Consider the following 22,703-nt stretch of genomic DNA (forward strand, 5'->3'; position numbering starts at 1 on the left):
CGCGGTCCTCCCCTCCCCCTTCCCTTCCTGGTTTCGGACCCCCCCACCGATCTATGGGGTCCCCGCCACGTCCCGGTGAGCCCGGGTGCGGCACGGCCGTTGGCCAACGGCCGTGCCGCACCCGGGCCGTTTCGCGCTCTCGGCGTACACCGCGGTGTGGTGATCCTTCCGTCGTCCCGTACGCCGAGGAACGCCGTGGTGCCGCCTCCGTGAAGCGACCCCGTCCCCTCGCCCTCCGCCGCCGCGAGATCTCCGTGGCACCGGAACGGCCGGCGATGCTCGGCGACGCCGTGCTCGCCATCGCCGTCACCCTGCTCGCGCTCGACATCAACGTCCCCGAAGGCCTGCCCGAATCCGATGTGGCCCACGCGGTGCGGGAGGTGTTCCCGGCGGTCGGCGCGTACCTGCTGAGCTTCGCCGTCACCGGCGTGCTCTGGCTGACCCGGCACGCGCTGTTCACCCTGATCGCCGAAGTGGACCGCTCCTGCTCTACCTGTACTTCGCCCTGCTCGCGGTCGTGGCCGCGCTGCCCTTCCCGGCCAAGCTGCTCAGCGAGTACGGCCGGACGACCACCTCGACGGCCTGCTACTCGGGCGCGATCGCCCTGTCCATCGGCCTCCTGTGGACGATGAACCTGCGGCTGCTCACCGCGCCCGCGCCGGCCGGCCCGGAGGCGGACCCCGGGCGGCTGAGGGCGACGGTCCGCCGCGACCTGCTGCTGTTCCTGGTCTTCGCCACGGCGATCCCGGTGGCCTTCTGGTCACCGGGCCTCGCCGAGTACTGGTGGCTGCTGGCCGTCCCGGTCCGTGCCGTGCACCGCAGGCCCGTGGCGCCGGCCGCGGTCCGCCGAACACCTCCGCGAACTACGTGAGCGCCGACTCCCCGTCCGTGGCGGACCGTTCGCCGAGAACGCCGGCCCGCGGCTCGGTGGCCCGCGCCGTCCGCGGGGCTCCTGCGAGCCCGTCCACCCAGGCCGGTTCGGCGCGCGGCCGGTGAAGCCGTGCACGGACCGACAGGGGCCGGGCTGCTCCGCGCCATGGGGCTTTGACCCGCATCGAAGGCCCGCAGGCCTGGTCGCACTCCGGACGGCCGCCGCTCCGTCGCCCGAAGGGCGCAGCAGAACTTGCATCACTCGTACGGCGGGCCTGGCGTGCAGCCGGTCGCCCGACCCGGAAGCCTAGGATCCAACAGCGGACAAAAGGGACATCTCTCACTTCGTCCGGAAGGGTGGGGCTGTGACCTCACGACGGTAAGGAGACGGGATGTCGCACCGCGCCGGGAGAACCCGCTGGCGGCTCTTCGGGGTGGTCCTGGTGCCCGCCGTCGCCGCCTGCGCGACCCTCGGCATCGGCATGGCAGAGGGCGTCCTCGCCGCCTCGTTCCTCGTCTCGGGCCAGAAGTTCCAGGTCACCGCCGACTCCCTGAACGCCCGTGGGGTCAGCCTCTACAGCATGATCGACGTGACCAGGAAGCGCGAACTCATCCCCGTCGTGGTCACCGGCTTCCGGCACGCGACGATCAGCGGCCTGTGCGAGGCCATCACGGTCGACGTTCCGGTGCTGGGCCCCCAGACCCTGCTGATCAGCGGAGGCGACAAGCGGCTGGTACTGGCGTCGGACCTGTTTCTCGACGCCACGGCGGAAGCCGTCGCGCAGGCGAACTTCACCGGACTCGACATCGGTGTCGCCCAGGGCGCCATCTCCAAGGGCCCGGTCCGGTCCGGAGACCGGGACTCCCGGTTCTTCAACCCGGACGGCGTCGGGCTCCAGTCCACGTCGGTCACCCTGACGGACGTACGGGTGAACGCGGTCGCGGTGTCCGCCGGCACCTTCAACATCCCGGGTCTGCGGATCCGCATCGAAGCGGGCGAGCACTCATGCCCCTGACCCGGCGGACGATGACATCACTGATCAGGACGGGGCGCGTGATGATCGGCCCCTTCGGCAGGCCGGGTGAACTGGTCTCCGCCGCACCGGAGTTCCGCCACAGGTTCCGCACCTGGCGCGGCGAACGGCCCTTTTGGGCCGGGCTGTTCACCTTCACCGCCGGACTGCCCATCCTCTACTGGCCCTTCGCGAGACTGGACCTGGCCGGGATCCCGCTCGCCCTGTCGACCACATCGGGTGCGGGCGCCCTGGTGATCGGAACCCTGCTCCTGGTCCTGGGGATCGCCCTGTGCTGCCGTCCCCACCTCCGGGTCTTCGCCGGTATCGCCACCCTCCTGCTCGCGATCCTCTCCTTTCCCGTCGCGAACTTCGGCGGCCTCTTCCTGGGCGTCGCCTCCGGCCTGATCGGCGGCTCCCTGGCCTGCGCCTGGTTGCCGCCCGCGGCCGAGGGACAGCCGACACCGCCGGACGACGGCGCGACAACCGCCGTCGCGGCACCGGAGGGCCGACGTGGCGGCCGCTGACGACCGCACCGGCCGGCCCGTGCCCACCGGCGGGCCCGGCCGCCCGCGCCGCGCGGGCACGACCCGTTCCGTCCTGGCCCGGGCGCTCCGGCCGCTCGCCTGCGCGATGGCCGTGACCTGCCTGTCCCTGTACCCGGCGGTGAACGGCTCCACGGCGCCCGCCGACGCATCGCGGCCCGGTGCGCCGCCCCGCACCGGCAGGGGCACCCTGGTGCTGCGCGCCGACCGTCTCGTGCTGCGCGGCGCCAGGTTCCACGGGACGGCCACGGTGCACACCGCCACGGGGAGCGTCCGGACGCTCCGGCTCACCGTACGGTCGCTGGACGCCGTCGATCTCGACCTGACGGCCGGGCGGGGCCGCGCGGCGCTGCGCCTGCGGGCCAGACCGGAGACGACCGCCACGGTCAGGGGCCTGGGAGCGGACGGCGTGGTCACGCTCTACGTCCGCAAGCTGTCCGGCCGGGTCACCGGCCTCGGCGGCGGCCGGCTCCCGGCGCACCGTACCGTCACCGTCACGCCGGGCGCCGTACCCCGCTGGCTCGCGCACCCCGCCACCCGGACCCGCACGATCACCCTCGTCTCCGCGACCGTCACCCAGGTCGTGCAGCGCGGCGGCCGGCTGTCCATCAAGGGCGCCCAGCTGCGCGCCGCGGCCAGGTGACCTAGTGCCCCGTCAGCGGCCGGACCGTCAGGATCTGTGAGGCGTGTCCGACCGGGCCGTCCACGTCGTGCAGGACGGTACTGGTGAGACCCTGCCCGGTGGGGCCGAAGGTGACCCTGGTGTCCAACCCCGTCCAGATGCCGCGGGGCTGACGGTGGAGATGGACGGTCAGATCGACGTTCGGGAACATCCACTCGCCGGGCGGCTGCCGCACCGCGATGCCGTTGGCGGTGTCGACCAGGGTGAGATACGAGGCGAGCGGGCTGACCGGAACGCCGGCGACCAGCTCCACCGGCGAGGAGATCCAGGCCGCCGTACGGCCCGGGCGCCGCGGTCCGACCGGGCGGATCTCCACGGAGTCGATGTAGCCGCCGGGCCAGAGCTCGGCGGCCGGCCACGGGGCGAGGGAGTCCGGCGGGACGAGACGGTCGTCGGGGCCGCCGGCGACCGCGGCGGTGTCGAGTTCCGCCAGGTACCAGGCGCGGGCCCGCAGGACCGAGCGGCCGGAGATCCGTACGACCGCTTCGAGGAGCTCGATGGTCCGCCCCGGACGGACGGTCTCCACCTCGATCTCGCACTCGTCCAGGGCCAGGCGGCCGAGGATGTCGTAGCTGATCCGGGACAGCAGCAGACCGTCGTCCGCTCCCGCGGCCCGGTACTGGTCGAGGGCGTGCACGACGAGCCCCGACAGCGGACTGAAGTGCTGTTCGTCCGGGGCCCAGGCCCCGCCCGCGTGCGGGGTCGGCTTGTAACGGTGGCCGCCGACGGCCTCGAAGTAACTGCCCTGGGACACGGTCGGGATGGACAACGGACGCCTCTCCTCGCGGGGTGTGCACCTCGGACGCTAGCGGTATCCGCGCCCGCGCGGCGGGTGAGAAAGTGCACAGTGCACCTAAGTGGCCGGGGGCCTGGGAGGCGTCACGGGGTGCGGAAGCCGCGGAAGGTCACGTGCCTGCGGCTCTCGAAGCCGAGCCGTTCGTAGAGCGCGAGCGCGCGGGTGTTCGACTCGGCCGCGTGCAGGAAGGGACGCTCGCCCCGGGACAGGACGCGTGCCACGAGGGTGCTCACCAGGCGGGCGGCATGGCCCCGGCCGCGGGCCTCGGGGGCGGTGCAGACGGCGCTGATCTCGGTCCAGCCCGGCGGCCTGAGCCGTTCGCCGGCCATGGCCACCAGCACGCCCCCGTCGCGGATGCCGAGGTAGCTGCCGAGTTCACGGGTGCGCGGCCGGAACGGCCCCGGTTCGGTCCGGGCGACGAGCGCGAGCATCTCGGGGACGTCGGCCGCGCTCAGTTCGACCAGGTCGCCACCGCCAGGGACGAGGGCCGGTGCGGGCCGGCCGGTGCCGGGCCAGACCAGCTGCCGGCCTTCGAGGACGAAGACCGGCTCCCAGTCCGGCGGTGGCGGCGCCGGGCAGTTGAACATGTCGGCGAACGCGCCCGGGCCGAGCAGTTCGGCCAGATCGGTCCAGTCCTCGGGCCCGGGACCGGCGGACACCGACGAGAAGGTCGCGACGTCCGGCTGATAGGTCGCGGCCCGGCCGAGGCGGCGGCCCAGATGCGCGTGGCGGCCGCTCAGGGACGCGCCCACCGGGTCGTCGAGCACGATGCTCTCCTCGCTCGTCATCGTGGAGCCTCCCTTCGGGCCGGTGTCCGTGCCGCCGATGATCGTAACCAGCGTGCGCGGGGCGGGAGACGGGAGTCCCGCGGAGGTGCCCGAGGACGGCCCCCTCGGGCGGGGTCCACGGGTGCCGTGCCGGGGCGCGGCGGCCGCACGCGTACGGTATCGGGAGGACCAACCGTGACCTGCGGGTCCACCGGATCCCGGAAGGAACAACGAGATCATGCGCGTCGACCTGGCCCGCGGCCGCACGGAGGCCTCCGGATGAGCGACGTCCTGCTCCACGTCGCCGGCCGGGCGGGCCGCATCACCCTCGACCGGCCGAAGGCGCTCAACGCCCTCACCCACGCCATGGTGCTCGACATCGCCGAGGCGCTCACCGAGTGAGAGCACGACCCGGCCGTGGAGACGGTCGTCATCACCGGCGCCGGAGAACGCGGCCTGTGCGCGGGCGGTGACATCCGGGCCATCCACGACGACGCCCGCGACGGCGACGGCAGGGCCTCCGCCGCGTTCTGGCGCGACGAGTACCGCCTCAACGCCCGGATCGCCCGCTACCCGAAGCCGTACGTCGCCGTGATGGACGGCATCGTCATGGGTGGCGGCGTCGGCGTCTCCGCGCACGGCAGCGTCCGGATCGCCACCGAGCGTTCCCGGATCGCCATGCCGGAGACGGGCATCGGCTTCGTCCCCGACGTCGGCGGCACGTACCTGCTCGCCCTCGCCCCCGGGGAACTGGGCACCCACCTCGCCCTGACGGGGAGGCAGATCGGCGCCGCCGACGCCCTGTTGTGCGGGCTGGCCGACCACTGCGTGCCATCGGACAGGATCGAGCGGCTGATCGACGACCTCGCCGAACGGCCGGTGCGCGACGCGCTCGCCGGGCACGTGCGAACGGCGCCGGAGGGCGAACTGGCCCGCCGGCGCGCGTGGATCGACGCCTGCTACGCCGCCGGCACGGTCGAGGAGATCGTCCGCCGCCTGCTCGCCCACGGTGACCCGGCCGCGAAGGAGGCGGCGCGGACCCTGCTGTCGAGGTCGCCGACAGCCCTGAAGGTCACCCTGGCCGCGCTGCGCGGGGCCCGTCGGCTCGGTTCGCTGGAGCGCGTCCTCGACCAGGAGTACCGCGTCTCCTGCGCCGCCCTGTCCGCGGCCGACCTGGTGGAGGGCATCCGCGCCCAGGTCATCGACAAGGACCGCGCCCCGCGCTGGTCCCCGGCCACGCTCGCCGAGGTCACCGACGCCGAGGTGGCCCGCTTCTTCGCTCCGCTCGGCGAGCGCGAACTGGGACTCGCCGGCCCCGCCGGGTTCCGCCGCCGCTGACCCGGCGGGCGCGGAACGGACCGCCGGACGCGAGATGAAGATCACGGCTGGTGGGGCGGTCTTGGCCGTGCCCCTGACACGCGGTACGGTCGGTCCGATATCGACGACGGCAGAACGGAAGCCGGTGCAAGTCCGGCACGGTCGCGCCACTGTATGCGAGAGCCCCCGGGATCTCGTGAGTCAGACCCGTAGCCGTCGTCCAGTGCTCCACCGAGATGGGACGCGAACTCCCAGAGGAGGTTCTGCCATGGCGCAGACCGTCGCGCAGCCGACAGCCACCACCCCCGTCGTTCCCGCCAAGCTGCCGCTGAGCGCGATAGCTCCCTGGGCGGTCTTCTTCGGCGTCCTCATGCTCGTCCTGCTCTACTTCGTCGGCGCCGAGCAGGGCGCCACCTCCGTGTTCAGCGGTACCGACGTCCACGAGTGGGTGCACGACGCCCGCCACCTCCTCGGCTTCCCCTGCCACTGACGCGAGGGACGCCGCACGCTCATGAACTCCACAACGGTAAGAAACCTCCTGGTGCGGGGCATGCTCGCCGGCCTCGCGGCCGGTCTGCTCGCCCTGGTCGTCGCCTATCTCCTCGGTGAGCCGAACGTCGACAAGGCGATCAGCTTCGAGGACGCCCACGCGCACGAGCACGAGATGGAGGTCGTCTCCCGCTCCCTGCAGTCCACCGCGGGCCTGGCCACCGGTGTGCTGGTGTACGGGGTCGCCTTCGGCGGTATCGCCGCCCTCGCCTACTGCTTCGCCCTGGGGCGCGTCGGCCGCTTCTCGCCACGGGCGACGGCACTGCTGCTGTCCGGCTGCGCGCTGCTCGCCGTGTACGTGGTGCCCTTCCTGAAATACCCGGCCAACCCGCCGTCGGTGGGCGACCCGGACACCATCGGCAAACGGACCACGCTGTACTTCCTGATGATGGTGCTCAGCGTGCTGCTGGCGGTCGCCGCCACCATCCTCGGCAAGCGGCTGCAGCCGGGCCTCGGCACCTGGTGGGCGACCATGGCCGCGGTGGCCGCGTTCGCCGTGGTCGTCGGACTCGCCTACCAGTTCCTGCCGGCCATCAACGAGGTGCCGAGGGACTTCCCGGCCACCCTGCTGTGGCGGTTCCGGATCTCGGCACTGGCCGTCCAGCTGGTGCTGTGGGGCGGATTCGGCCTGCTCTTCGGTGAGTTGGCGGATCGGCAGCTCAACCCCAGGCCGGCGAAGGCCCCGGCCGGGCGGACGGTTCCCGCCGCTCACTGAACGATTCACGTCACGCGAGGGCCCTTCGGAACCATCCGGGGGCCCTCGCCTTCTGCGGGCACCGCGACCGATCAGGCAGGGACGGGCAGGACGAGGAGCGGAGGACCCGAGTGGCCGGACACCCCCGGCCACGCCGCATCAGCCGCGGCGGCCAGAGCAGCTCCTGAGCGAGCTGGAGACCCTGGTCGGCGACCTGGCGGACCGTCACGATCCGGACTGCCGGGAGCTGACCGGCCGGGCCGCGCCGGAGTGCCGGTCCGCTTCGGGCACGGCAGCCGCGCCTCAGGCCGAGTGCCTGCGCTGCGCGAGGGCCGGCCTGCTTTGCCGCCACCGCGTCCCGGCCGCCTCACGCCCGCCGGCGGGGGACACCGCGGCCCGAAGTCAGAGCCCGCGGGGGCCGGACCGCTCCGCCCGGGTGGTCGCCAGGTAGGCACGCACCAGCGCCTGCCCCGTCCGGCAGCGCGCGGGCCGGCAGTCGGGGCAGCTCCGCACATGGCTCAGATAGGTGTCGTAGCGATCCTGAGCGGCGGGCGCGAGGGAGTTCTCCACGGGTGCTGCCTCTCGTGAGTGCCCCGGGGGCGCGGGAGTTGACCGATGTTCAGTATGTCGCCCCGGAGGCCTTCCGGAACGTCCGCCGCGCCCGTCGGGGAGCCGTTCGGCCGACCGCCCGGCCGCCGCGGCACGAACGCCGTATCCTGCGGGCCGTGAACCAGCCGTGAACCCGCTGTGTCTTCGGGGCCGACGCCGGTCCCGCACTCGCGTCCGCCGCCCCTGACAAGGAAAGATGGGCGTCCAGCGATCGATCAACGACTGCGGAGGAAGTGGACTCATGCCGCATGAGCGAGCGGGCCGGCCGGCGGCTCCGGAGGACCTCGTCGACGTGGCCCGGCTGGTCACGGCCTACTACGCACGGCACCCGGACCCGGCCGACCCGGCCCAGCGGGTGGCGTTCGGCACGTCGGGGCACCGCGGATCGTCACTGGCGACCGCGTTCAACGAGGACCACATCGCGGCCACCAGCCAGGCCATCTGCGAGTACCGGAGCGGCCAGGGCACCGACGGTCCCCTCTTCCTGGGCGCCGACACGCACGCCCTGTCCGAGCCCGCGAAGGTCACCGCCCTGGAGGTGTTCGCCGCCAACGGCGTCACCGTCCTGGTCGACAGCGCCGACGGCTACACGCCGACCCCCGCCGTCTCGCACGCCATCCTCACCCACAACCGCGGCCGCGCGACCGGCCTCGCGGACGGCGTCGTGGTCACCCCCTCGCACAACCCGCCCGCCGACGGCGGCTTCAAGTACAACCCGCCCAGCGGCGGCCCCGCCGCCTCCGACGCCACCTCCTGGATCCAGGACCGCGCCAACCGGATCATCGCCGACGGGATGAAGGACGTACAGCGCCTGCCCTACGAGCGCGCCCTCGCCGCGCCCACCACCGGCCGCTACGACTTCATGGGCGTGTACGTCGACGACCTGCCCAGCGTCCTCGACCTCGACGCCGTCCGGGCGTCCGGGCTGCGCATCGGCGCCGACCCGCTCGGCGGTGCCTCCGTCGACTACTGGGGCCGCATCGCCGAACGGCACAGCCTCGACCTCACCGTGGTCAACCCGTACACCGACCCCACCTGGCGGTTCATGACGCTGGACTGGGACGGCAAGATCCGCATGGACTGCTCCTCGCCGTACGCGATGGCCTCGCTGATCGAGAAGCGGGACGAGTTCCGGGTCGCCACCGGCAACGACGCGGACGCCGACCGGCACGGCATCGTCACCCGCGACGCCGGCCTGATGAATCCCAACCACTACCTGGCCGTCGCCATCTCCTACCTCTACCGCCACCGCGAGCAGTGGGCTCCGGGCGCGGGCATCGGCAAGACCCTCGTCTCCTCCTCGATGATCGACCGGGTCGCCGCCGACCTCGGCCGGCGGCTGGCCGAAGTGCCCGTCGGGTTCAAGTGGTTCGTGGACGGGCTGATCAGCGGTGAGATCGGGTTCGGCGGCGAGGAGTCGGCCGGCGCCTCCTTCCTGCGCCGGGACGGCTCGGTGTGGACCACCGACAAGGACGGCATCCTGCTCGCCCTGCTCGCCTCCGAGATCACGGCCGTGACGGACAAGACCCCGTCCGAGCACTACGCGGACCTGACGGCCCGGTTCGGCGAGCCCGCCTACGCCCGTATCGACGCTCCGGCGACCCGCGAGGAGAAGGCCCTCCTCGCCAAGCTCTCCCCGGCCCAGGTCACGGCCGAGACGCTGGCCGGTGAACCGGTCACCGGGGTCCTCACCGAGGCGCCGGGCAACGGCGCCGCTATCGGCGGCATCAAGGTGACCACGGAGAACGCCTGGTTCGCGGCCCGCCCGTCCGGCACGGAGGACGTGTACAAGATCTACGCCGAGTCCTTCCAGGGCCCCGACCACCTGGCCCGGGTACAGGAGGAGGCCAAGGCGGTCGTGATGGCCGCGCTCGGCGGCTGACGCCCGGCTGCGGAGGCGACGGAGGGCCGGACCGGCCGGCGCCGTCGCCTCCGGTACCCGCCGTGGATCGGCCGGGTGCTGTGGCGGACCGTCGGCCGCCGCCAGTACGCGGCCCGCCGCCGCACCGTGCGCGCGCCGCTGGACGGGGAGTAGCCCGGTGACCGTACTCGACTCCGCTGCGCTCGCGGTCCTGGACGCCCACCGCACCTGCGAGTTCGTCACCCCGGGCCGGGACGGCACCCCCTGGCGTGGCCGACGGCCGTGCGGCGCCGCCGGGACGGAACCCTGCTGTCGAGCACGTCCCTGGCGTTCGCTCAGAAGGCGCTCAGCATCCGCGGGGACGGGCCACCGACCGCCGACTGCGCCGGCGCGGTCGGCCCCGGCCTCGGGTGCGATGGCAGGAGTTCAGGGAACTGCCGCAGGACGCGAAGCGGCGCGGCCGGCGCGGTCGCGGCGCCCGGTGGTCCCTACCCGGCCCGGCACTCCATGAGCCTTTTCTCCAGGAACCTCCGCTCGGCCGTGTTCTCCACCAGTTCCAGGGCCCGTTCGTAGGACGCGGCCGCCTCGCCGCCGCGCCCCATGCGGCGCAGCAGGTCGGCGCGGGTCGCCGGCAGCAGGTGGTAACCGGCCAGGTCGTCCGTCGCCTCCAGCTCCGCCACCAGGGCGAGGCCCGCCTCACCGCCCTCGGCCATGCCCACGGCGACCGCGCGGTTGAGCCGGACCACGGCCGAGGGGACGTACCGCTCGAGTTCGCCGTACAGACCGGCGACGTCCGCCCAGTCGGTGTCGGCGGCGGTCGCCGCGGTGGCGTGGCAGGCCGCGATCGCCGCCTGGATCTGGTACGGGCCGGGGCGGCCGCGACGCAGCGCGCCCTCCAGGAGCGCGGCGCCCTCGTCGATCTCGGCGCGGTCCCACGCCGTGCGGTCCTGGTCCTCCAGGGTCACCAGGTCGCCTGCCGCGTCCACCCGGGTGTCCCGGCGGGCGTCGTGCAGCAGCAGGAGCGCGAGCAGCCCGACGACCTCCGGCTCGTCGGGCATCAGCCGGGCCAGCAGCCGGGCCAGCCGGACGGCCTCGGCGCACAGCCCGGCCCGCGTCAGGCCGTCGCCGGCCGTCGCCGCGTACCCCTCGTTGAACAGCAGGTAGAGCACGGCGAGGACGCCCGTCGTGCGGTCGGGCAGCAGATGCGCCGGCGGCACCCGGTACGGGATGCCGGCGTTGCGGATCTTCCGCTTGGCGCGCACCAGCCGCTGCGCCATCGTCGCCTCGGGGACGAGGAACGCGCGGGCGATCTCCGGCGTGGTCAGCCCGGCGAGGGTGCGCAGGGTCAGGGCGACCCGGGCCTCGATGGGCAGCGCCGGATGGCAGCAGGTGAAGATCAGCCGCAGCCGGTCGTCGGCCACACCGCTGTCGTCGCCCTCGTGATCCGGATCGCAGGGTCCCTCGTCCCGTGCCAGCACGGCCGCCTCCCGCAGCTTCGCCGCCCCCACCGCCTCCCTGCGCAGCACGTCCAGGGCGCGGTTGCGGGCGGTCGTGGTCAGCCAGGCGCCCGGGCGGCGCGGCACTCCGTCGTGCCGCCACCGCACGAGCGCCTGGGCGAAGGCGTCCTGCGCGCATTCCTCGGCGAGGTCCCAGTCGCCGGTCACCCGGATCAGGGTGGCGACGACCTGGGACCACTCCTCGCGGAAGGCGGCGGCGACGGCCTTCCCGCCGTCGTCCGTGACACTCACTCCCAGACCGGCCGCACCTCGACCGAGCCGCCGGCGAGTGCCGCCGGGTGCCGGGAGGCGAGCGCGATGGCCTCGTCGAGGTCGGCGACCTCGATGATGTCGAGGCCCGCCACGTACTCCTTGGTCTCGGCGAACGGGCCGTCGCTCAGCAGCACGTCGTCACCCCGCACGCGCACGGTGGTCGCGTCGGCGGCGGGCCGCAGCCGGGCGCCGCCCTTGACGACGTCACGGCTGCGGACCTCGTGGATGTACGAGGTGAAGCGCGGGTCCTCGGCGATCTCGGCGGGGCTGAGCTCCTCGCCGCCGACGGGCGTGCAGATGAACAGGACGTACTTCATGACCACTCCTTCCCGGCCGTCTCCGCCGGCGGCACCGATACGTGCTCGTGGGCGATCAGCCAGCTGAAACCGGTGTCCCGGTAGCCGGTGGTGACGCGCACCGTCCGGTCCAGGCGCTCCCCGGTCGGGCGGGTGCCGCGGATCCGGACGAGGGCGTGGCTGAACGCGCTGCCCTCCCCGGGCCGCACCCGCAGGTCCAGCACCTCGCGGTGGACCGGCCCGTCGAGCGCCGCGAACCACCCCTCGGCCGCCTTGCGGAACGCGGCGATCCCCGACCGCCCCTGCACGTCACCGGGCGCGAAGGCCTCCAGATCGGGCGCGTAGCAGGCCGTGAGCCGCTCGACGTCCCGCTCGCGGAAGGCCTCGGTCAGCTCGGTGTCGAGAGCGCGGATCGCCGTCTCGGCGTCCTCGGTGAACCCCTCGTCCCAGAACGGCCGCACCTCCATGGCCCCGATGGTGGCCACGGGGTGCCCGGCCGCGATCCGTACGGCCTCCTCCAGGCTGTCGCAGTCGACGACGTCGAATCCGGCGACGTACTCCTTCGTCTCCGCGAACGGACCGTCGGTCCGCAGCACCTCACCGTCGCGGACGCGTACGGTGACCGCCGTGTCGGGCAGTTGCAGCCGGTGGCCGTAGAGCCGGGCCCCGCGCCGGACACCGTGCTCCTCCACCCAGGGCCCGACCGGCGCCATCCCGGTGGCGTCGGCGGTGTCGTCGCCGCAGACCAGCAGCATGTACTTCATCGTTCCTCCCGGTCCTCAAGAGCTTCTTACACCCCACCGACGAACGGCGCCGCGCGGAATCGACACCCCGGCGGACCCAGATGCTCAGGGCACCATGCCGTGGCCCCGGCCGAGGATGCCGTGCGGGTCGTGGACAGCCCTGGCCCGGACCAGGGCGTCCCACTGGCCGCCGTAGTGCTCCCGCCAGTCGGCCGGGGTCATCGCCAGCGCGTTGACCGGATAGGCGACGGCGCCCCTCGCCCGCGGAACCATCTTCGGGCCGGCGGTCCGGCGGACGTGTGAGGTTTCCCGCATGGACGCCGGCGCGTCACGGCAGGTTTACTTCGCGGGATTCCGGAGAGCAGCGTGACCGGAGTACCGCCCGGGTACCGCCGCCGTGCACCGCCCCGTGCGGAGCCCCGTGCACGGCCCCCCTTCGCTCCCGTGAGCGCATGATGTGTGAGAGGTGTTCTGGTCTGTCCGGCTCCCGCGAGACAGCAGCCACAGTCGACGCGCCGCCCGCCGGCGCGGCGGACGCGGACCGGACCCGGGTCCCGCCGCCCCGCCCGGCCCCGCGGAACGGCCCGGCCGCCCGGAACGGACCGCCCCCCGCCCGGCGCGACGCCTACTTCGACAACGCCAAGTACCTGGCGATCGTCCTCGTGGCCGTGGGGCACGCCTGGGAGCCGCTGCGCTCGGACAGCCGTACCGTCACCGCGTTCTACACGTTCGTCTACGCCTTCCACATGCCGGCGTTCATCATCATCTCCGGCTACTTCTCCCGCCGCTTCGACGCCGGCCCCGCCCGCATCAAGCGGCTGGTCACCGGGGTCGCGGTGCCCTACGTGGTGTTCGAGGTCGCCTACACCCTCTTCACCCGGTGGAGCGACCACGCCCCCGACCGCGAGATCAGCCTGCTGGATCCGCTGTACCTGACCTGGTTCCTGGCGGCCCTGTTCATCTGGCGGCTGACGACGCCGATCTGGCGGCTCGTGCGGTGGCCGCTGCCCCTCGCGCTCGCCGTCGCCGCGCTGGCGAGCCTCACGCCGTCCATCGGCAGCGACTTCGACCTGCAGCGGGTCCTGCAGTTCCTGCCGTACTTCGTGCTCGGCCTGTGCCTGCGGCCGGAGCACTTCCGCCTGCTGCGCCGGTGGAGCGTGCGCCTGTGGGCCGTCCCCGTCGCCCTGTGCGCCCTCGCCGTCGCGTACTGGTCGGCGCCGCACCTGGGCTACCGCTGGTTCTTCCACCGGGACAGCGCCCAGCAGCTCGGCCTGCCCGCCTGGTACGGGCCCGTCATGACCCTCGCCGTCTTCGGCTGCTCCCTGGTGCTGGCCGCCTGCTTCCTCGCCTGGGTGCCGGGCCGCCGCACCTGGTTCACCGCCCTCGGCGCCGGCACGCTCTACGGCTACCTGCTGCACGGCTTCGTCGCGCAGAGCGCCAAGCCCGCCCACTGGTACGGCCCGTCCTGGACGCACGGCCCGCTGGGCGCCGTGACGGCCACCCTCGTCGCCGCCGCGGTGGTGACCCTGCTGTGCACACCGCCGGTGCGCCGGGTCTTCCGGTTCGTACTGGAACCCAGGATGGAGTGGGCGTTCCGGGCGCAGACGGAACACAGGGAAGGGCGACAGGAGGGACGGGGGGAGGAGCGCCCCGTCCAGGACGGCCGGCGAAACGCCGCCGGGGTGCTTCCCGCAGAGCGCTGAAGCGGCAAATATGCCGCACCATGGACATTCTGCTCGTCGCCAGCGCCTTCAACAGCCTGTCCCAACGGGTGTACGCCGAACTGTCCGACCTCGGCCACCGGGTGGACATCGTCCTCGCCGACCGCGGCCCGGACGCCGTCCGCTCCGCGGTGCGGGGCCGCCGTCCGGAACTGATCATCGCGCCGATGCTGAAGACCGCGCTCCCCGGTGACGTCTGGCGCGACCACACCTGTCTGGTCGTGCACCCGGGACCGCCCGGCGACCGCGGCCCCTCCTCGCTCGACTGGGCCGTCGCCCGGCGGGAGCGCCGCTGGGGAGTGACCGTGCTCCAGGCCGAGGCGGCAGTGGACGCCGGCGCGGTCTGGGCGAGCGAATCCTTCCCGGTGGAGCCGGTCGGCAAGAGCGACCTCTACCGGGGCGAGGTCGCCGACGCCGCCCTCACCGCCGTCCACGAGGCCGTACGCCGGTATGCGGAGGGCTCGTACAAGCCGGTGCCGCAGAGCGATCCCGCGATCCGCGGCCGGATCGTCTGGCGGGACGTCTTCCGCCAGTCGCGGCGGCGGATCGACTGGGCGGCCGACGACACCGAGACGGTCCTGTGCAAGCTGCGCGGCGCAGACTCCCAGCCCGGGGTGCTCGACGAACTCCTCGGCCGGGAGCTGTTCCTGCACGGCGGCCACCCCGAGGACCTGCTGCGCGGCCGCCCCGGTGAGCTGCTCGCGACCCGCGCGGGTGCGGTCTGCCGGGCCACCCGGGACGGCGCCGTGTGGATCCCCGAGCTGCGCCCCCGCAAGAACTCCGGCGACCCGGCACCCTTCCGCCGCCCCGCGGCCGACGTCCTCGCGGACCACGGCCTCCCCGACAGCCCCGCCCCGCTCGAACCGCCCCCCGGCCGCCGCACCTGGACCGACATCGGCTACCGGCAGCGCGGCGACGTCGGGTTCGTCTCCTTCTCCTTCCCCGGCGGCGCGATGAGCACCGACCACTGCCGGCGCCTGCTCGCCGCCTACACGTACGCGCTCGCCCGTCCCACCCGGGTACTGGTGCTGGGCGGCCGGCGGGACTTCTTCTCCAACGGCATCCATCTGAACGTCATCGAGGCCGCCCCGGACCCCGCCGAGGAGTCCCGGGCCAACCTCGACGCCATGGACGACCTGGTGGAGGCCGTGCTGCGGACCACCGACCGGCTGGTCGTGGCGGCGCTCGGCGGGAACGCGGCGGCCGGCGGCGCCATGCTCGCCCTCGCCGCCGACGAGGTCTGGTGCCGGGCCGGCACCGTTCTCAACCCGCACTACCGGCGGATGGGACTGTACGGCTCGGAGTTCTGGACGTACTCGCTGCCCCGCCGCGCCGGGGCGCGGACCGCGCGCCGGCTGACCGAGGAGGCGCGGCCGGTGAGCGCCGCGACCGCCCTCAGGACCGGGCTCGTCGACCGGGTGCTGCCGGTCCCCGCACAGTGCTTCGCCGCCGAGGTCGAGGAGCTGGCGACCGCGCTCGCCGGCACCCCGGAACTCGGCCGGCGCGTCGCCGCCAAGGCCGCGGCGCGCGAGGCCGACGAGGCACGCAGACCGCTCGCCGAGTACCGCAAGGACGAACTCGACCGGATGCACGCCCTGTTCTTCGACCCGGCCGCCGCCTACCACGCGCTGCGCTCGGACTTCGTCCGCAAGGTCCCGGGCGGTGCCCGGTGACGCGGCTGCTGGTGGCGGGTGTCGGCAACATCTTCCTCGGCGACGACTCCTTCGGGCCCGAGGTGATCCGCGCTCTGACCCGGCGCCCGCTGCCCGCCGGGGCGGCGGTCCGGGACTTCGGCATCCGGGGCATGGACCTCGCCTACGCCCTGCTCGACGGCTGGACGGTCGCCGTCCTCGTCGACGCCGCCGCGGGCGGCAGGCCCCCCGGCACGCTCTCCCTGATCGAGCCCGAACTCCCGGGCCGCGCCCCGGCGGCCCCGCCCGAGGCACACGGCATGGACCCGGCGAAGGTGCTCGCCCTGGCCGCCCACCTCGGCGACGAACCCCTGCCGCGGGTCCTGGTGCTCGCCTGCGAACCCGCAGAGCTGCCACGCGGCGACGAGGACATCGCCCCCGGCCTGAGCGAGCCGGTGCGCGGCGCGGTCGGACAGGCCGTCGAAGCCCTGCACGTCCTGGTCCCGGCACTGCTGGCGGATCCCCAGGTCACGCCCTCGTTGGCCCGCCCGGAGGAATCCACGGGCCCCTCCGCGGCCGGGCTCCCGCACCCGGCAGCCACCGGCGCGGAGGATCGCTAGCGGACCGGGACGAGCCCCGCCCGATCCGAGGGTTCCACCGGAACGCAGCGATCGAGGAGCACCCATGTGTCAGTCCGAGGACGTCACCCGGGCCGTCCTGGCCCGCAACGACGGCTTGGCCGCAAGCCTGCGCGACGACCTGGCCGCACGCGGGGTGAGCGTGGTGAACCTGCTCTCCAGCCCCGGCAGCGGCAAGACCGAACTGCTGGGCCGGGTGCTGGCCCGGGCACTGGAGCGGGACGTACCCGTCGCCGCCTTCACCGCCGACCTCGCCACCGAGAACGACGCCAGGCGGCTGGCCCGGTCCGGGGCACCGGTGAAACAGCTGCTCACCGACGGGCTCTGCCATCTGGAGGCCCGGCAGGTGCGCGGCCATCTGGAGGGCTGGCTGCCGCCGGACACCGCGCTCTTGTTCGTGGAGAACGTCGGCAACCTCGTCTGCCCGGCCTCCTACGACCTCGGTGAACAGCTGCGGATCGTGCTGATGGCGGTGACCGAGGGCGAGGACAAGCCCGCCAAGTACCCCACCGCCTTCGGCTCGGCGCACCTCGTCGTGCTCACCAAGACCGACCTCGCCGCGCCGGCCGGCTTTGACGAGAGGGCCTTCGCCGACCAGGTGCGGCGGGTCAATCCCGGGGTGGAGATCGTCCGCTCCTGCGCCCGTACCGGCGAGGGCGTCGACACGGTCCTGGACCGGGTGCTCGCCGTACGGGACGGCGCGCCCGCGCACCGGCCGCCGCTCGCCCCGCACCCGCACGGTCACGTCCACGCGCCCAGCGCCCCGTGACCTCCCCCACCACGGCGACGGCCGTGCGCCGGCGCATCACCGTGCGCGGAACCGTGCAGGGCGTCGGCTTCCGTCCCCACGTCCACCGCCTCGCCGCCGCTCTCGCGCTCACCGGGTTCGTCGGCAACACGGCGAACGGTGTGATCATCGAGGTCGAGGGACCGGCCGCCGACGTCGAACGGTTCGGTGAGCTGCTCGCCGCCGAGCCGCCGCCGCTGGCCACCGTGAGCGCCGTCGGCGTCGAGGACGTACCCGTCACCGGGGCGGACCCCGGGTTCACCATCCGCGCGACCGAGCAGTCCGCCCCGGGCCGCACCCAGCTCCCGCCGGACACCGCGACCTGCGCCGACTGCCTGCGGGAGCTGGCCGATCCGGCCGACCGCAGACACCGCCACCCCTTCATCACCTGCACCCACTGCGGCCCCCGCTTCACCATCGCCACCGCCCTGCCCTACGACCGTGCGGTCACCACCATGTCCGGCTTCCCGCTGTGCGCCGCCTGCGCCCGGGAGTACGACGCCCCGGCCGACCGCCGCTTCCACGCCCAGCCCGTGGCCTGCCCGGACTGCGGGCCCCGGCTGCGGCTGGTGCCCGCCGCGGGCGGCGGAGTGCGGGCCGCTCGCGACGGTGACGCCCTCTCACGGGCGCGAGAGCTGCTCGCCGCCGGTCGGATCGTCGCCGTCAAGGGCATCGGCGGCTACCACCTGGCCTGCGACGCCACCGACGCCCGGGCCGTCGAGACCCTGCGCACCCGCAAGGCGCGCGGGGACAAGCCGTTCGCCGTGATGTGCGCGGACCTGGCGGAGGCGGAGCGGATCGCCGTGGTCGGCGCCGCCGAACGGGCCGTGCTCACCGGCCCCCGCCGCCCCGTCGTCCTGCTCCGGCCCCGCGACGGCGTACGGCTGGCACCCGGGGTCTGCCCCGGCAGCCCCCACCTCGGCGTCATGCTGCCCTACACCCCCGTCCACACCCTCCTGTTCGGACTTCCCGGCGACCCGCCCGGCCCTCGCGTCCTGGTCATGACCAGCGGCAACCGCTCGGGCGAACCGATCGTCACGGACGACGACGAGGCGCTGACCCGGCTGTTCGGACTGGCCGACGCCTGGCTCGCCCACGACCGGCCCATCGCCTCACCCTGCGACGACTCCCTGTTGCGGGTGCGCGCCGACGGCACCGCACAGGTCCTGCGCCGCTCCCGCGGATACGTGCCCGGCCCGCTGCGCCTGCCGGTCCCGGTACGGCCCGCGCTCGCGGTCGGCGGCGACCTCAAGAACGCGCTGTGCGTCGGCGAGGGCGAACTGGCCTGGCTCGGGCCGCACATCGGCGACATGGGCGACCTGGCCACGCTGGAGGCCGCCGTCCGCGCGGAACGGCATCTGCACCGGCTCACCGGAGTCAGCCCCGAACTCGTCGCCGCCGACCGCCACCCCGGCTACCACGCGTCCGCCTGGGCCCGCCGCCGCGCCGCCCGGCTCCCGCTGAAGAAACCGGTGTTCGTCCAGCACCACCACGCCCATGTCGCCGCCGCCATGGCGGAGTCCGGCCTCGACGGCACCACGCCGGTCATCGGCGTCGCCTTCGACGGCACCGGCTACGGCGACGACGGCACCGTGTGGGGCGGCGAGGTGCTCGTCGCCGACTACACCGGCTACCGGCGCCTCGCCCACCTCGCCCCCGCCCCGCTCCCCGGAGGTGACGCGGGGGTCGCCAACCCGTGCCGGACGGCGCTGGCCCGGCTGTGGGCGGCCGGCCTGCCCTGGGACCCGGACCTGCCCAGTGTCGCCGCCTGCTCGAACGAGGAACTCCACCTACTGGCCCGGCAGTTGCCCAGCCAGGCCGGCTGCGTGGCCACCTCCAGCATGGGCCGGCTCTTCGACGCGGTGTCCTCCCTCACCGGTGTGTGCCACCGCGCCGGGTACGAGGCCCAGGCCGCCCTGGAACTGGAGGCGCAGGCCTGCCTGGCCTGGCACGAGGAGGCGGCCGCCTACGCCTTCGGCGATCGCTTCGACCCGGCCCCGGCCCTCAGCGCGCTCGTCACCGACCTGCGGCGCGGTACCCCGGTACCGGTGATGGCGGCCCGCTTCCACCGCGGTGTCGCCCGGGTGGTCCTGGACCTGTGCCGCGCCGCACGCCGGGCCACCGGCCTGAGCACCGTCGCCCTCACCGGTGGCGTCTTCGCCAACGCCCTGTTGGAGCAGGCCGGTTCCGACCTGCTGCGCGGCGACGGGTTCACGGTCCTGCTGCACCGCGAAGTCCCGCCGAACGACGGCGGGCTGGCCCTCGGGCAGCTGATGGTCGCGGCCCACGGACAACGACCCGAGGACGGCCGGCGTACGGCAGTCTGCGACGAGACGGAGTGACCCATGTGTTTGGCAGTGCCCGGCAGAGTCGTGAGCATCGACGGCACGTCCGATCCGCTCACCGGCCTGATCGACTTCGGCGGTGTGCAGAAGCAGGCCTGTCTGGAGTACGTGTCCGACGTCCGCGTCGGTGAGTACGTCATCGTGCACGTCGGATTCGCCCTCCAGCGGCTCGACGAGGAGTCGGCCCTGGCCTCCCTCAAGCTCTTCGAGGAACTGGGGCTGATGGAAGAGGAGTTCGGCGACGCCTGGCAGCAGGCGGCCCGGCAGGCCGAGGGGGACGAGGTCCGGTGAAGTATCTCGATGAGTTCAACGACCCCCAGCTGGCCCGCCGTCTGCTGGAAGGCATCCGGTCCACCGTCACCCGGCCCTGGGCCCTGATGGAGGTGTGCGGGGGCCAGACCCACTCGATCATCCGACACGGCATCGACCAACTCCTGCCCGAGGAGGTGGAGTTGATCCACGGCCCGGGCTGCCCGGTCTGCGTGACCCCACTGGAGTGCATCGACAAGGCACTGGAGATCGCCGCCCGCCCCGGGGTGATCTTCTGCTCCTTCGGCGACATGCTCCGGGTTCCCGGCACCGACCGCGACCTGTTCCGGGTCAAGGGCGAGGGCGGCGACGTCCGCGTGGTGTACTCGCCGCTCGACGCGGTCAAGCTCGCCCAGCGGCACCCCGACCGCCAGGTGGTGTTCTTCGCCATCGGCTTCGAGACCACCGCGCCCGCCAACGCCATGGCCGTCCACCAGGCCAGGCGGCTGGGCCTGGGCAACTTCAGCCTGCTGGTCTCCCACGTCCGGGTCCCCCCGGCCATCGAGGCCATCATGACCGCCCCCAGCTGCCGGGTGCAGGGCTTCCTGGCCGCCGGACACGTGTGCAGCGTGATGGGCATGGCCGAGTACCCGGAACTGGCCGCGCGCCACCGGGTCCCCGTCGTCGTCACCGGCTTCGAACCGCTCGACATCCTGGAGGGCATCCGCCGCACGGTCCTCCAACTGGAGCGCGGCGAGCACCGGGTGGAGAACGCCTACCCCCGCGCCGTGCGCGAGGACGGCAACCCGGCGGCCGTCCGCATGATCGAGGAGGTCTTCGAGGTCACGGACCGCTCCTGGCGCGGCATCGGCCCCATTCCGGCCAGCGGCTGGCGGCTCGGCCCGGCCTACCGGGACTTCGACGCCGAGCACCGCTTCGACGTCACCGGCATCCGCACCGAGGAACCGGCCGAGTGCCGGGCCGGCGAGGTCCTGCAAGGGCTCATCAAACCCACCGAGTGCGCGGCCTTCGGCACCGGCTGCACCCCGCGCACCCCGCTCGGCGCCACCATGGTCTCCAGCGAGGGTGCCTGCGCCGCCTACTACCTGTACCGCCGGATGTCCGAACCGGCCGCGCGCGAGGAGATGAACCCCGTTGGCTGAGCAGACCGTCGCCGACCCGGCGAACTGGAGCTGTCCGGCACCGATCCGCGACCAGCCGGTCGTGGTGATGGGCCACGGCGGCGGCGGCGCCCTCTCCGCCGAACTGATCGAGCAGGTCTTCGTCCCCGCCTACGGCAACGCCGTGCTCGCCGGCATGACCGACTCGGCCGTCCTGCAGCTCGGCGGTGCCCGGCTGGCGCTCTCCACCGATTCCTACGTCGTACGGCCGCTGTTCTTCCCCGGCGGCTGTCTCGGCGACCTCGCCGTCAACGGCACGGTCAACGACCTGGCGATGAGCGGCGCCCGGCCCGCCTACCTGTCCGCCGCGTTCGTCCTGGAGGAGGGCGTGGAGCTGGCCGTCGTCGAGCGCGTCGCGCGGGCGATCGGCGCGGCGGCCGAGACGGCCGGGGTCACCATCGCCACCGGTGACACCAAGGTGGTCGAGGCCGGGCACGGGGACGGCGTGTACGTCACCACCGCGGGCGTCGGGCTCGTCCCCGAACGCGTCGACATCCGGCCGCAGCGGGCCCGTCCCGGTGACGCCGTCATCGTCAGCGGTCCGATCGGGCTGCACGGGGTGGCCGTGCTGAGCGTGCGCGAGGGGCTGGAGTTCGGCGTCGAGATCGCCAGCGACACCGCGCCGCTGGCCGACCTGGTCGCCACCATGCTGGACGTCACCCCGGACATCCACGTGCTGCGCGACCCCACCCGCGGTGGCCTGGCCGCCTCGCTCAACGAGATCGCCCGGGCCTCGGGCACGGGGGTGCGGCTGGCCGAGCGGGCCATCCCGGTACCGGAGGCGGTCGCCAACGCCTGCGGGTTCCTCGGGCTCGACCCGCTCTACGTCGCCAACGAGGGCCGGCTCGTCGCCTTCGTGCCGCCGGGCGAGGCCGAGGCCGTCCTGGAGGCGATGCGCGCCCATCCGCAGGGGGCGGGCGCGACCCGGATCGGTGAGTGCGTGGCCGACCATCCCGGGATGGTCGTGGTGGCCACCGGACTGGGCGGCACCCGGGTCGTCGACCTGCCGCTCGGCGAGCAGCTGCCCCGCATCTGCTGAGGACGGCCCGATGACCCGCCCGGTGCCCCGGTTCGTTCCGGGGCACCGGGCGGGGTCATTGCACCGCGGTGATCTCCAGTTCCCGGCCGCTGCGCAGCTCGGGACAGGGCCGGTCGCAGCGCGGGCACCAGAAGAACGGCGGCATGCCCACCGCGAACTCCTGCGCGCACGGGTCGCACCAGGCCCGGGCGGGCACCTGCTCGACCACGAGGTCGGCCCCCGCCAGCGCGGTGCCGTCACGGGCCACCTCGAAGGCGAAGGTCAGAGCGTCGGGGACCACCCCGGACAACTCGCCGACCCGGACGGACACCGCCGAGACGGTGTCCGCCCCGTCCGCCCGGGCCCATGCACCGGCCTGTTCCACGATCGCGGTCGCGATCGACAGTTCATGCACGACCGGCTCACGGATACCGGTGGCCGGCGCGCAGACCACCCGCGATCCGCCAGATCTTCATCTCGCGCATGATCGAGGGCAGCTCCGTGACGAACACCGCCAGGGCGAGGGCGCCCACGACGGCGATCTCGGCCGTCAGCACGCGCTGGGCCGCCGTTCCGGTTCTCTTTCGCTGGACCTTCATTCGCTGGACCTTCATGTGGGGAA

The 22,703-nt window shown here is 73.8% G+C and carries 25 protein-coding genes, 1 pseudogene and 1 riboswitch; of the genes and pseudogenes, 17 read left to right on the plus strand and 9 right to left on the minus strand.

Translation table 11 applies throughout. From position 1 onward, the window contains the following. Positions 1–275 precede the first annotated feature (275 nt). The 5 genes from ACFXI4_RS36355 to ACFXI4_RS36375 all read left to right on the plus strand — a co-directional run bounded on the left by ACFXI4_RS36355 (position 276) and on the right by ACFXI4_RS36375 (position 3,071). Positions 276–632 carry a TMEM175 family protein gene (locus ACFXI4_RS36355; protein ID WP_384999596.1) on the plus strand — a complete coding sequence of 119 codons (357 nt, stop codon included), beginning with the start codon at positions 276–278 and terminating at the stop codon, positions 630–632. After that, on the plus strand, positions 518–871 hold the full coding sequence (locus tag ACFXI4_RS36360) for a hypothetical protein (protein WP_384999608.1): 354 nt from the start codon (positions 518–520) through the stop codon (positions 869–871). The genes ACFXI4_RS36355 and ACFXI4_RS36360 overlap by 115 nt, the downstream gene beginning before the upstream one ends. 391 nt (positions 872–1,262) lie before the next feature. Then, entirely contained in the window at positions 1,263–1,886 is a 624-nt protein-coding gene (locus ACFXI4_RS36365) for a DUF6230 family protein (protein WP_384999407.1), read from the plus strand. An 11-nt stretch (positions 1,887–1,897) separates the two neighbouring features. Then, the gene (locus ACFXI4_RS36370; protein ID WP_384999410.1) at positions 1,898–2,410 is read left to right on the plus strand and encodes a DUF6114 domain-containing protein; all 513 of its coding nucleotides are present in this window, start codon (positions 1,898–1,900) and stop codon (positions 2,408–2,410) included. Further along, on the plus strand, positions 2,397–3,071 hold the full coding sequence (locus ACFXI4_RS36375) for a hypothetical protein (protein ID WP_384999413.1): 675 nt from the start codon (positions 2,397–2,399) through the stop codon (positions 3,069–3,071). Before ACFXI4_RS36370 ends, ACFXI4_RS36375 begins: the two co-directional genes overlap by 14 nt. A gap of 1 nt (position 3,072) precedes the next feature. Here the strand turns inward: ACFXI4_RS36375 and ACFXI4_RS36380 are convergent, their stop codons facing one another. Continuing rightward, positions 3,073–3,879 (minus strand): thioesterase family protein, encoded by an 807-nt coding sequence (locus tag ACFXI4_RS36380; protein WP_384999416.1) that lies wholly within the window; start codon positions 3,877–3,879, stop codon positions 3,073–3,075. 110 nt (positions 3,880–3,989) lie between these two features. After that, the gene (locus ACFXI4_RS36385) at positions 3,990–4,694 is read right to left on the minus strand and encodes a GNAT family N-acetyltransferase (RefSeq protein ID WP_384999418.1); all 705 of its coding nucleotides are present in this window, start codon (positions 4,692–4,694) and stop codon (positions 3,990–3,992) included. Between the two features lie 258 nt (positions 4,695–4,952). Here ACFXI4_RS36385 and ACFXI4_RS36390 point away from each other — a divergent pair. The 3 genes and pseudogenes from ACFXI4_RS36390 (at position 4,953) to ACFXI4_RS36400 (ending at position 7,254) form a co-directional block, all read left to right on the plus strand. Beyond that, a pseudogene (locus ACFXI4_RS36390) lies at positions 4,953–6,011 on the plus strand (enoyl-CoA hydratase/isomerase family protein). A gap of 73 nt (positions 6,012–6,084) precedes the next feature. After that, positions 6,085–6,223: riboswitch (cobalamin riboswitch) on the plus strand. 35 nt (positions 6,224–6,258) lie between these two features. Further along, a complete protein-coding gene (locus ACFXI4_RS36395; protein ID WP_360238136.1) occupies positions 6,259–6,480 on the plus strand; it encodes a CbtB-domain containing protein in 222 nt (73 codons plus the stop codon). A 21-nt stretch (positions 6,481–6,501) separates the two neighbouring features. Then, complete coding sequence (locus ACFXI4_RS36400; RefSeq protein ID WP_384999421.1) at positions 6,502–7,254, plus strand: CbtA family protein; 753 nt, start codon at positions 6,502–6,504, stop codon at positions 7,252–7,254. Positions 7,255–7,635: 381 nt separating this feature from the next. Here the strand turns inward: ACFXI4_RS36400 and ACFXI4_RS36405 are convergent, their stop codons facing one another. Further along, entirely contained in the window at positions 7,636–7,803 is a 168-nt protein-coding gene (locus ACFXI4_RS36405; protein ID WP_384999424.1) for a hypothetical protein, read from the minus strand. Positions 7,804–8,083: 280 nt separating this feature from the next. Here ACFXI4_RS36405 and pgm point away from each other — a divergent pair, with 280 nt between their 5' ends. After that, complete coding sequence (gene pgm / locus ACFXI4_RS36410) at positions 8,084–9,724, plus strand: phosphoglucomutase (alpha-D-glucose-1,6-bisphosphate-dependent) (RefSeq protein ID WP_384999427.1); 1,641 nt, start codon at positions 8,084–8,086, stop codon at positions 9,722–9,724. A 467-nt stretch (positions 9,725–10,191) separates the two neighbouring features. Here pgm and ACFXI4_RS36415 read toward each other — a convergent pair whose 3' ends face one another. The 4 genes from ACFXI4_RS36415 to ACFXI4_RS36430 form a co-directional block, all read right to left on the minus strand. Beyond that, positions 10,192–11,451: an RNA polymerase sigma factor gene (locus ACFXI4_RS36415; protein WP_384999430.1), complete on the minus strand. Its 1,260-nt coding sequence runs from the start codon at positions 11,449–11,451 to the stop codon at positions 10,192–10,194. After that, on the minus strand, positions 11,448–11,789 hold the full coding sequence (locus ACFXI4_RS36420) for a YciI family protein (RefSeq protein WP_384999433.1): 342 nt from the start codon (positions 11,787–11,789) through the stop codon (positions 11,448–11,450). Before ACFXI4_RS36420 ends, ACFXI4_RS36415 begins: the two co-directional genes overlap by 4 nt. Continuing rightward, positions 11,786–12,532, minus strand: coding sequence for a nuclear transport factor 2 family protein (locus tag ACFXI4_RS36425; protein WP_384999436.1), 747 nt, complete (start codon positions 12,530–12,532; stop codon positions 11,786–11,788). The genes ACFXI4_RS36420 and ACFXI4_RS36425 overlap by 4 nt, the downstream gene beginning before the upstream one ends. Before the next feature lie 84 nt (positions 12,533–12,616). Next, positions 12,617–12,826: a hypothetical protein gene (locus ACFXI4_RS36430; protein ID WP_384999439.1), complete on the minus strand. Its 210-nt coding sequence runs from the start codon at positions 12,824–12,826 to the stop codon at positions 12,617–12,619. A 137-nt stretch (positions 12,827–12,963) separates the two neighbouring features. On the opposite strand from ACFXI4_RS36430, the gene ACFXI4_RS36435 reads away from it, so the two are divergent. The 8 genes from ACFXI4_RS36435 (at position 12,964) to hypE (ending at position 22,102) form a co-directional block, all read left to right on the plus strand. Continuing rightward, positions 12,964–14,214 carry an acyltransferase family protein gene (locus ACFXI4_RS36435; RefSeq protein ID WP_384999442.1) on the plus strand — a complete coding sequence of 417 codons (1,251 nt, stop codon included), beginning with the start codon at positions 12,964–12,966 and terminating at the stop codon, positions 14,212–14,214. Positions 14,215–14,234: 20 nt separating this feature from the next. Beyond that, positions 14,235–15,905 (plus strand): hydrogenase maturation protein, encoded by a 1,671-nt coding sequence (locus ACFXI4_RS36440; protein ID WP_384999445.1) that lies wholly within the window; start codon positions 14,235–14,237, stop codon positions 15,903–15,905. Next, complete coding sequence (locus ACFXI4_RS36445) at positions 15,902–16,483, plus strand: hydrogenase maturation protease (protein ID WP_384999448.1); 582 nt, start codon at positions 15,902–15,904, stop codon at positions 16,481–16,483. Before ACFXI4_RS36440 ends, ACFXI4_RS36445 begins: the two co-directional genes overlap by 4 nt. A gap of 64 nt (positions 16,484–16,547) precedes the next feature. After that, on the plus strand, positions 16,548–17,270 hold the full coding sequence (gene hypB, locus ACFXI4_RS36450; protein ID WP_384999451.1) for a hydrogenase nickel incorporation protein HypB: 723 nt from the start codon (positions 16,548–16,550) through the stop codon (positions 17,268–17,270). After that, entirely contained in the window at positions 17,267–19,630 is a 2,364-nt protein-coding gene (hypF, locus tag ACFXI4_RS36455; protein ID WP_384999453.1) for a carbamoyltransferase HypF, read from the plus strand. The genes hypB and hypF overlap by 4 nt, the downstream gene beginning before the upstream one ends. A 3-nt stretch (positions 19,631–19,633) precedes the next feature. After that, on the plus strand, positions 19,634–19,924 hold the full coding sequence (locus ACFXI4_RS36460) for a HypC/HybG/HupF family hydrogenase formation chaperone (RefSeq protein ID WP_362727812.1): 291 nt from the start codon (positions 19,634–19,636) through the stop codon (positions 19,922–19,924). Continuing rightward, positions 19,921–21,045: a hydrogenase formation protein HypD gene (gene hypD, locus ACFXI4_RS36465; protein ID WP_384999456.1), complete on the plus strand. Its 1,125-nt coding sequence runs from the start codon at positions 19,921–19,923 to the stop codon at positions 21,043–21,045. The genes ACFXI4_RS36460 and hypD overlap by 4 nt, the downstream gene beginning before the upstream one ends. A gap of 67 nt (positions 21,046–21,112) precedes the next feature. Next, positions 21,113–22,102 carry a hydrogenase expression/formation protein HypE gene (gene hypE / locus ACFXI4_RS36470; RefSeq protein ID WP_384999599.1) on the plus strand — a complete coding sequence of 330 codons (990 nt, stop codon included), beginning with the start codon at positions 21,113–21,115 and terminating at the stop codon, positions 22,100–22,102. 55 nt (positions 22,103–22,157) lie between these two features. On the opposite strand, the gene hypA is transcribed toward hypE, so the two are convergent. Next, positions 22,158–22,496 carry a hydrogenase maturation nickel metallochaperone HypA gene (hypA, locus tag ACFXI4_RS36475; RefSeq protein ID WP_384999459.1) on the minus strand — a complete coding sequence of 113 codons (339 nt, stop codon included), beginning with the start codon at positions 22,494–22,496 and terminating at the stop codon, positions 22,158–22,160. Positions 22,497–22,503: 7 nt separating this feature from the next. Continuing rightward, positions 22,504–22,695 (minus strand): hypothetical protein, encoded by a 192-nt coding sequence (locus ACFXI4_RS36480; RefSeq protein ID WP_384999462.1) that lies wholly within the window; start codon positions 22,693–22,695, stop codon positions 22,504–22,506. Between the last annotated feature and the right edge of the window lie 8 nt (positions 22,696–22,703).

It is taken from the genome of Streptomyces sp. NPDC059224, assembly GCF_042754285.1.
Taxonomy (GTDB): Bacteria; Actinomycetota; Actinomycetes; order Streptomycetales; family Streptomycetaceae; genus Streptomyces.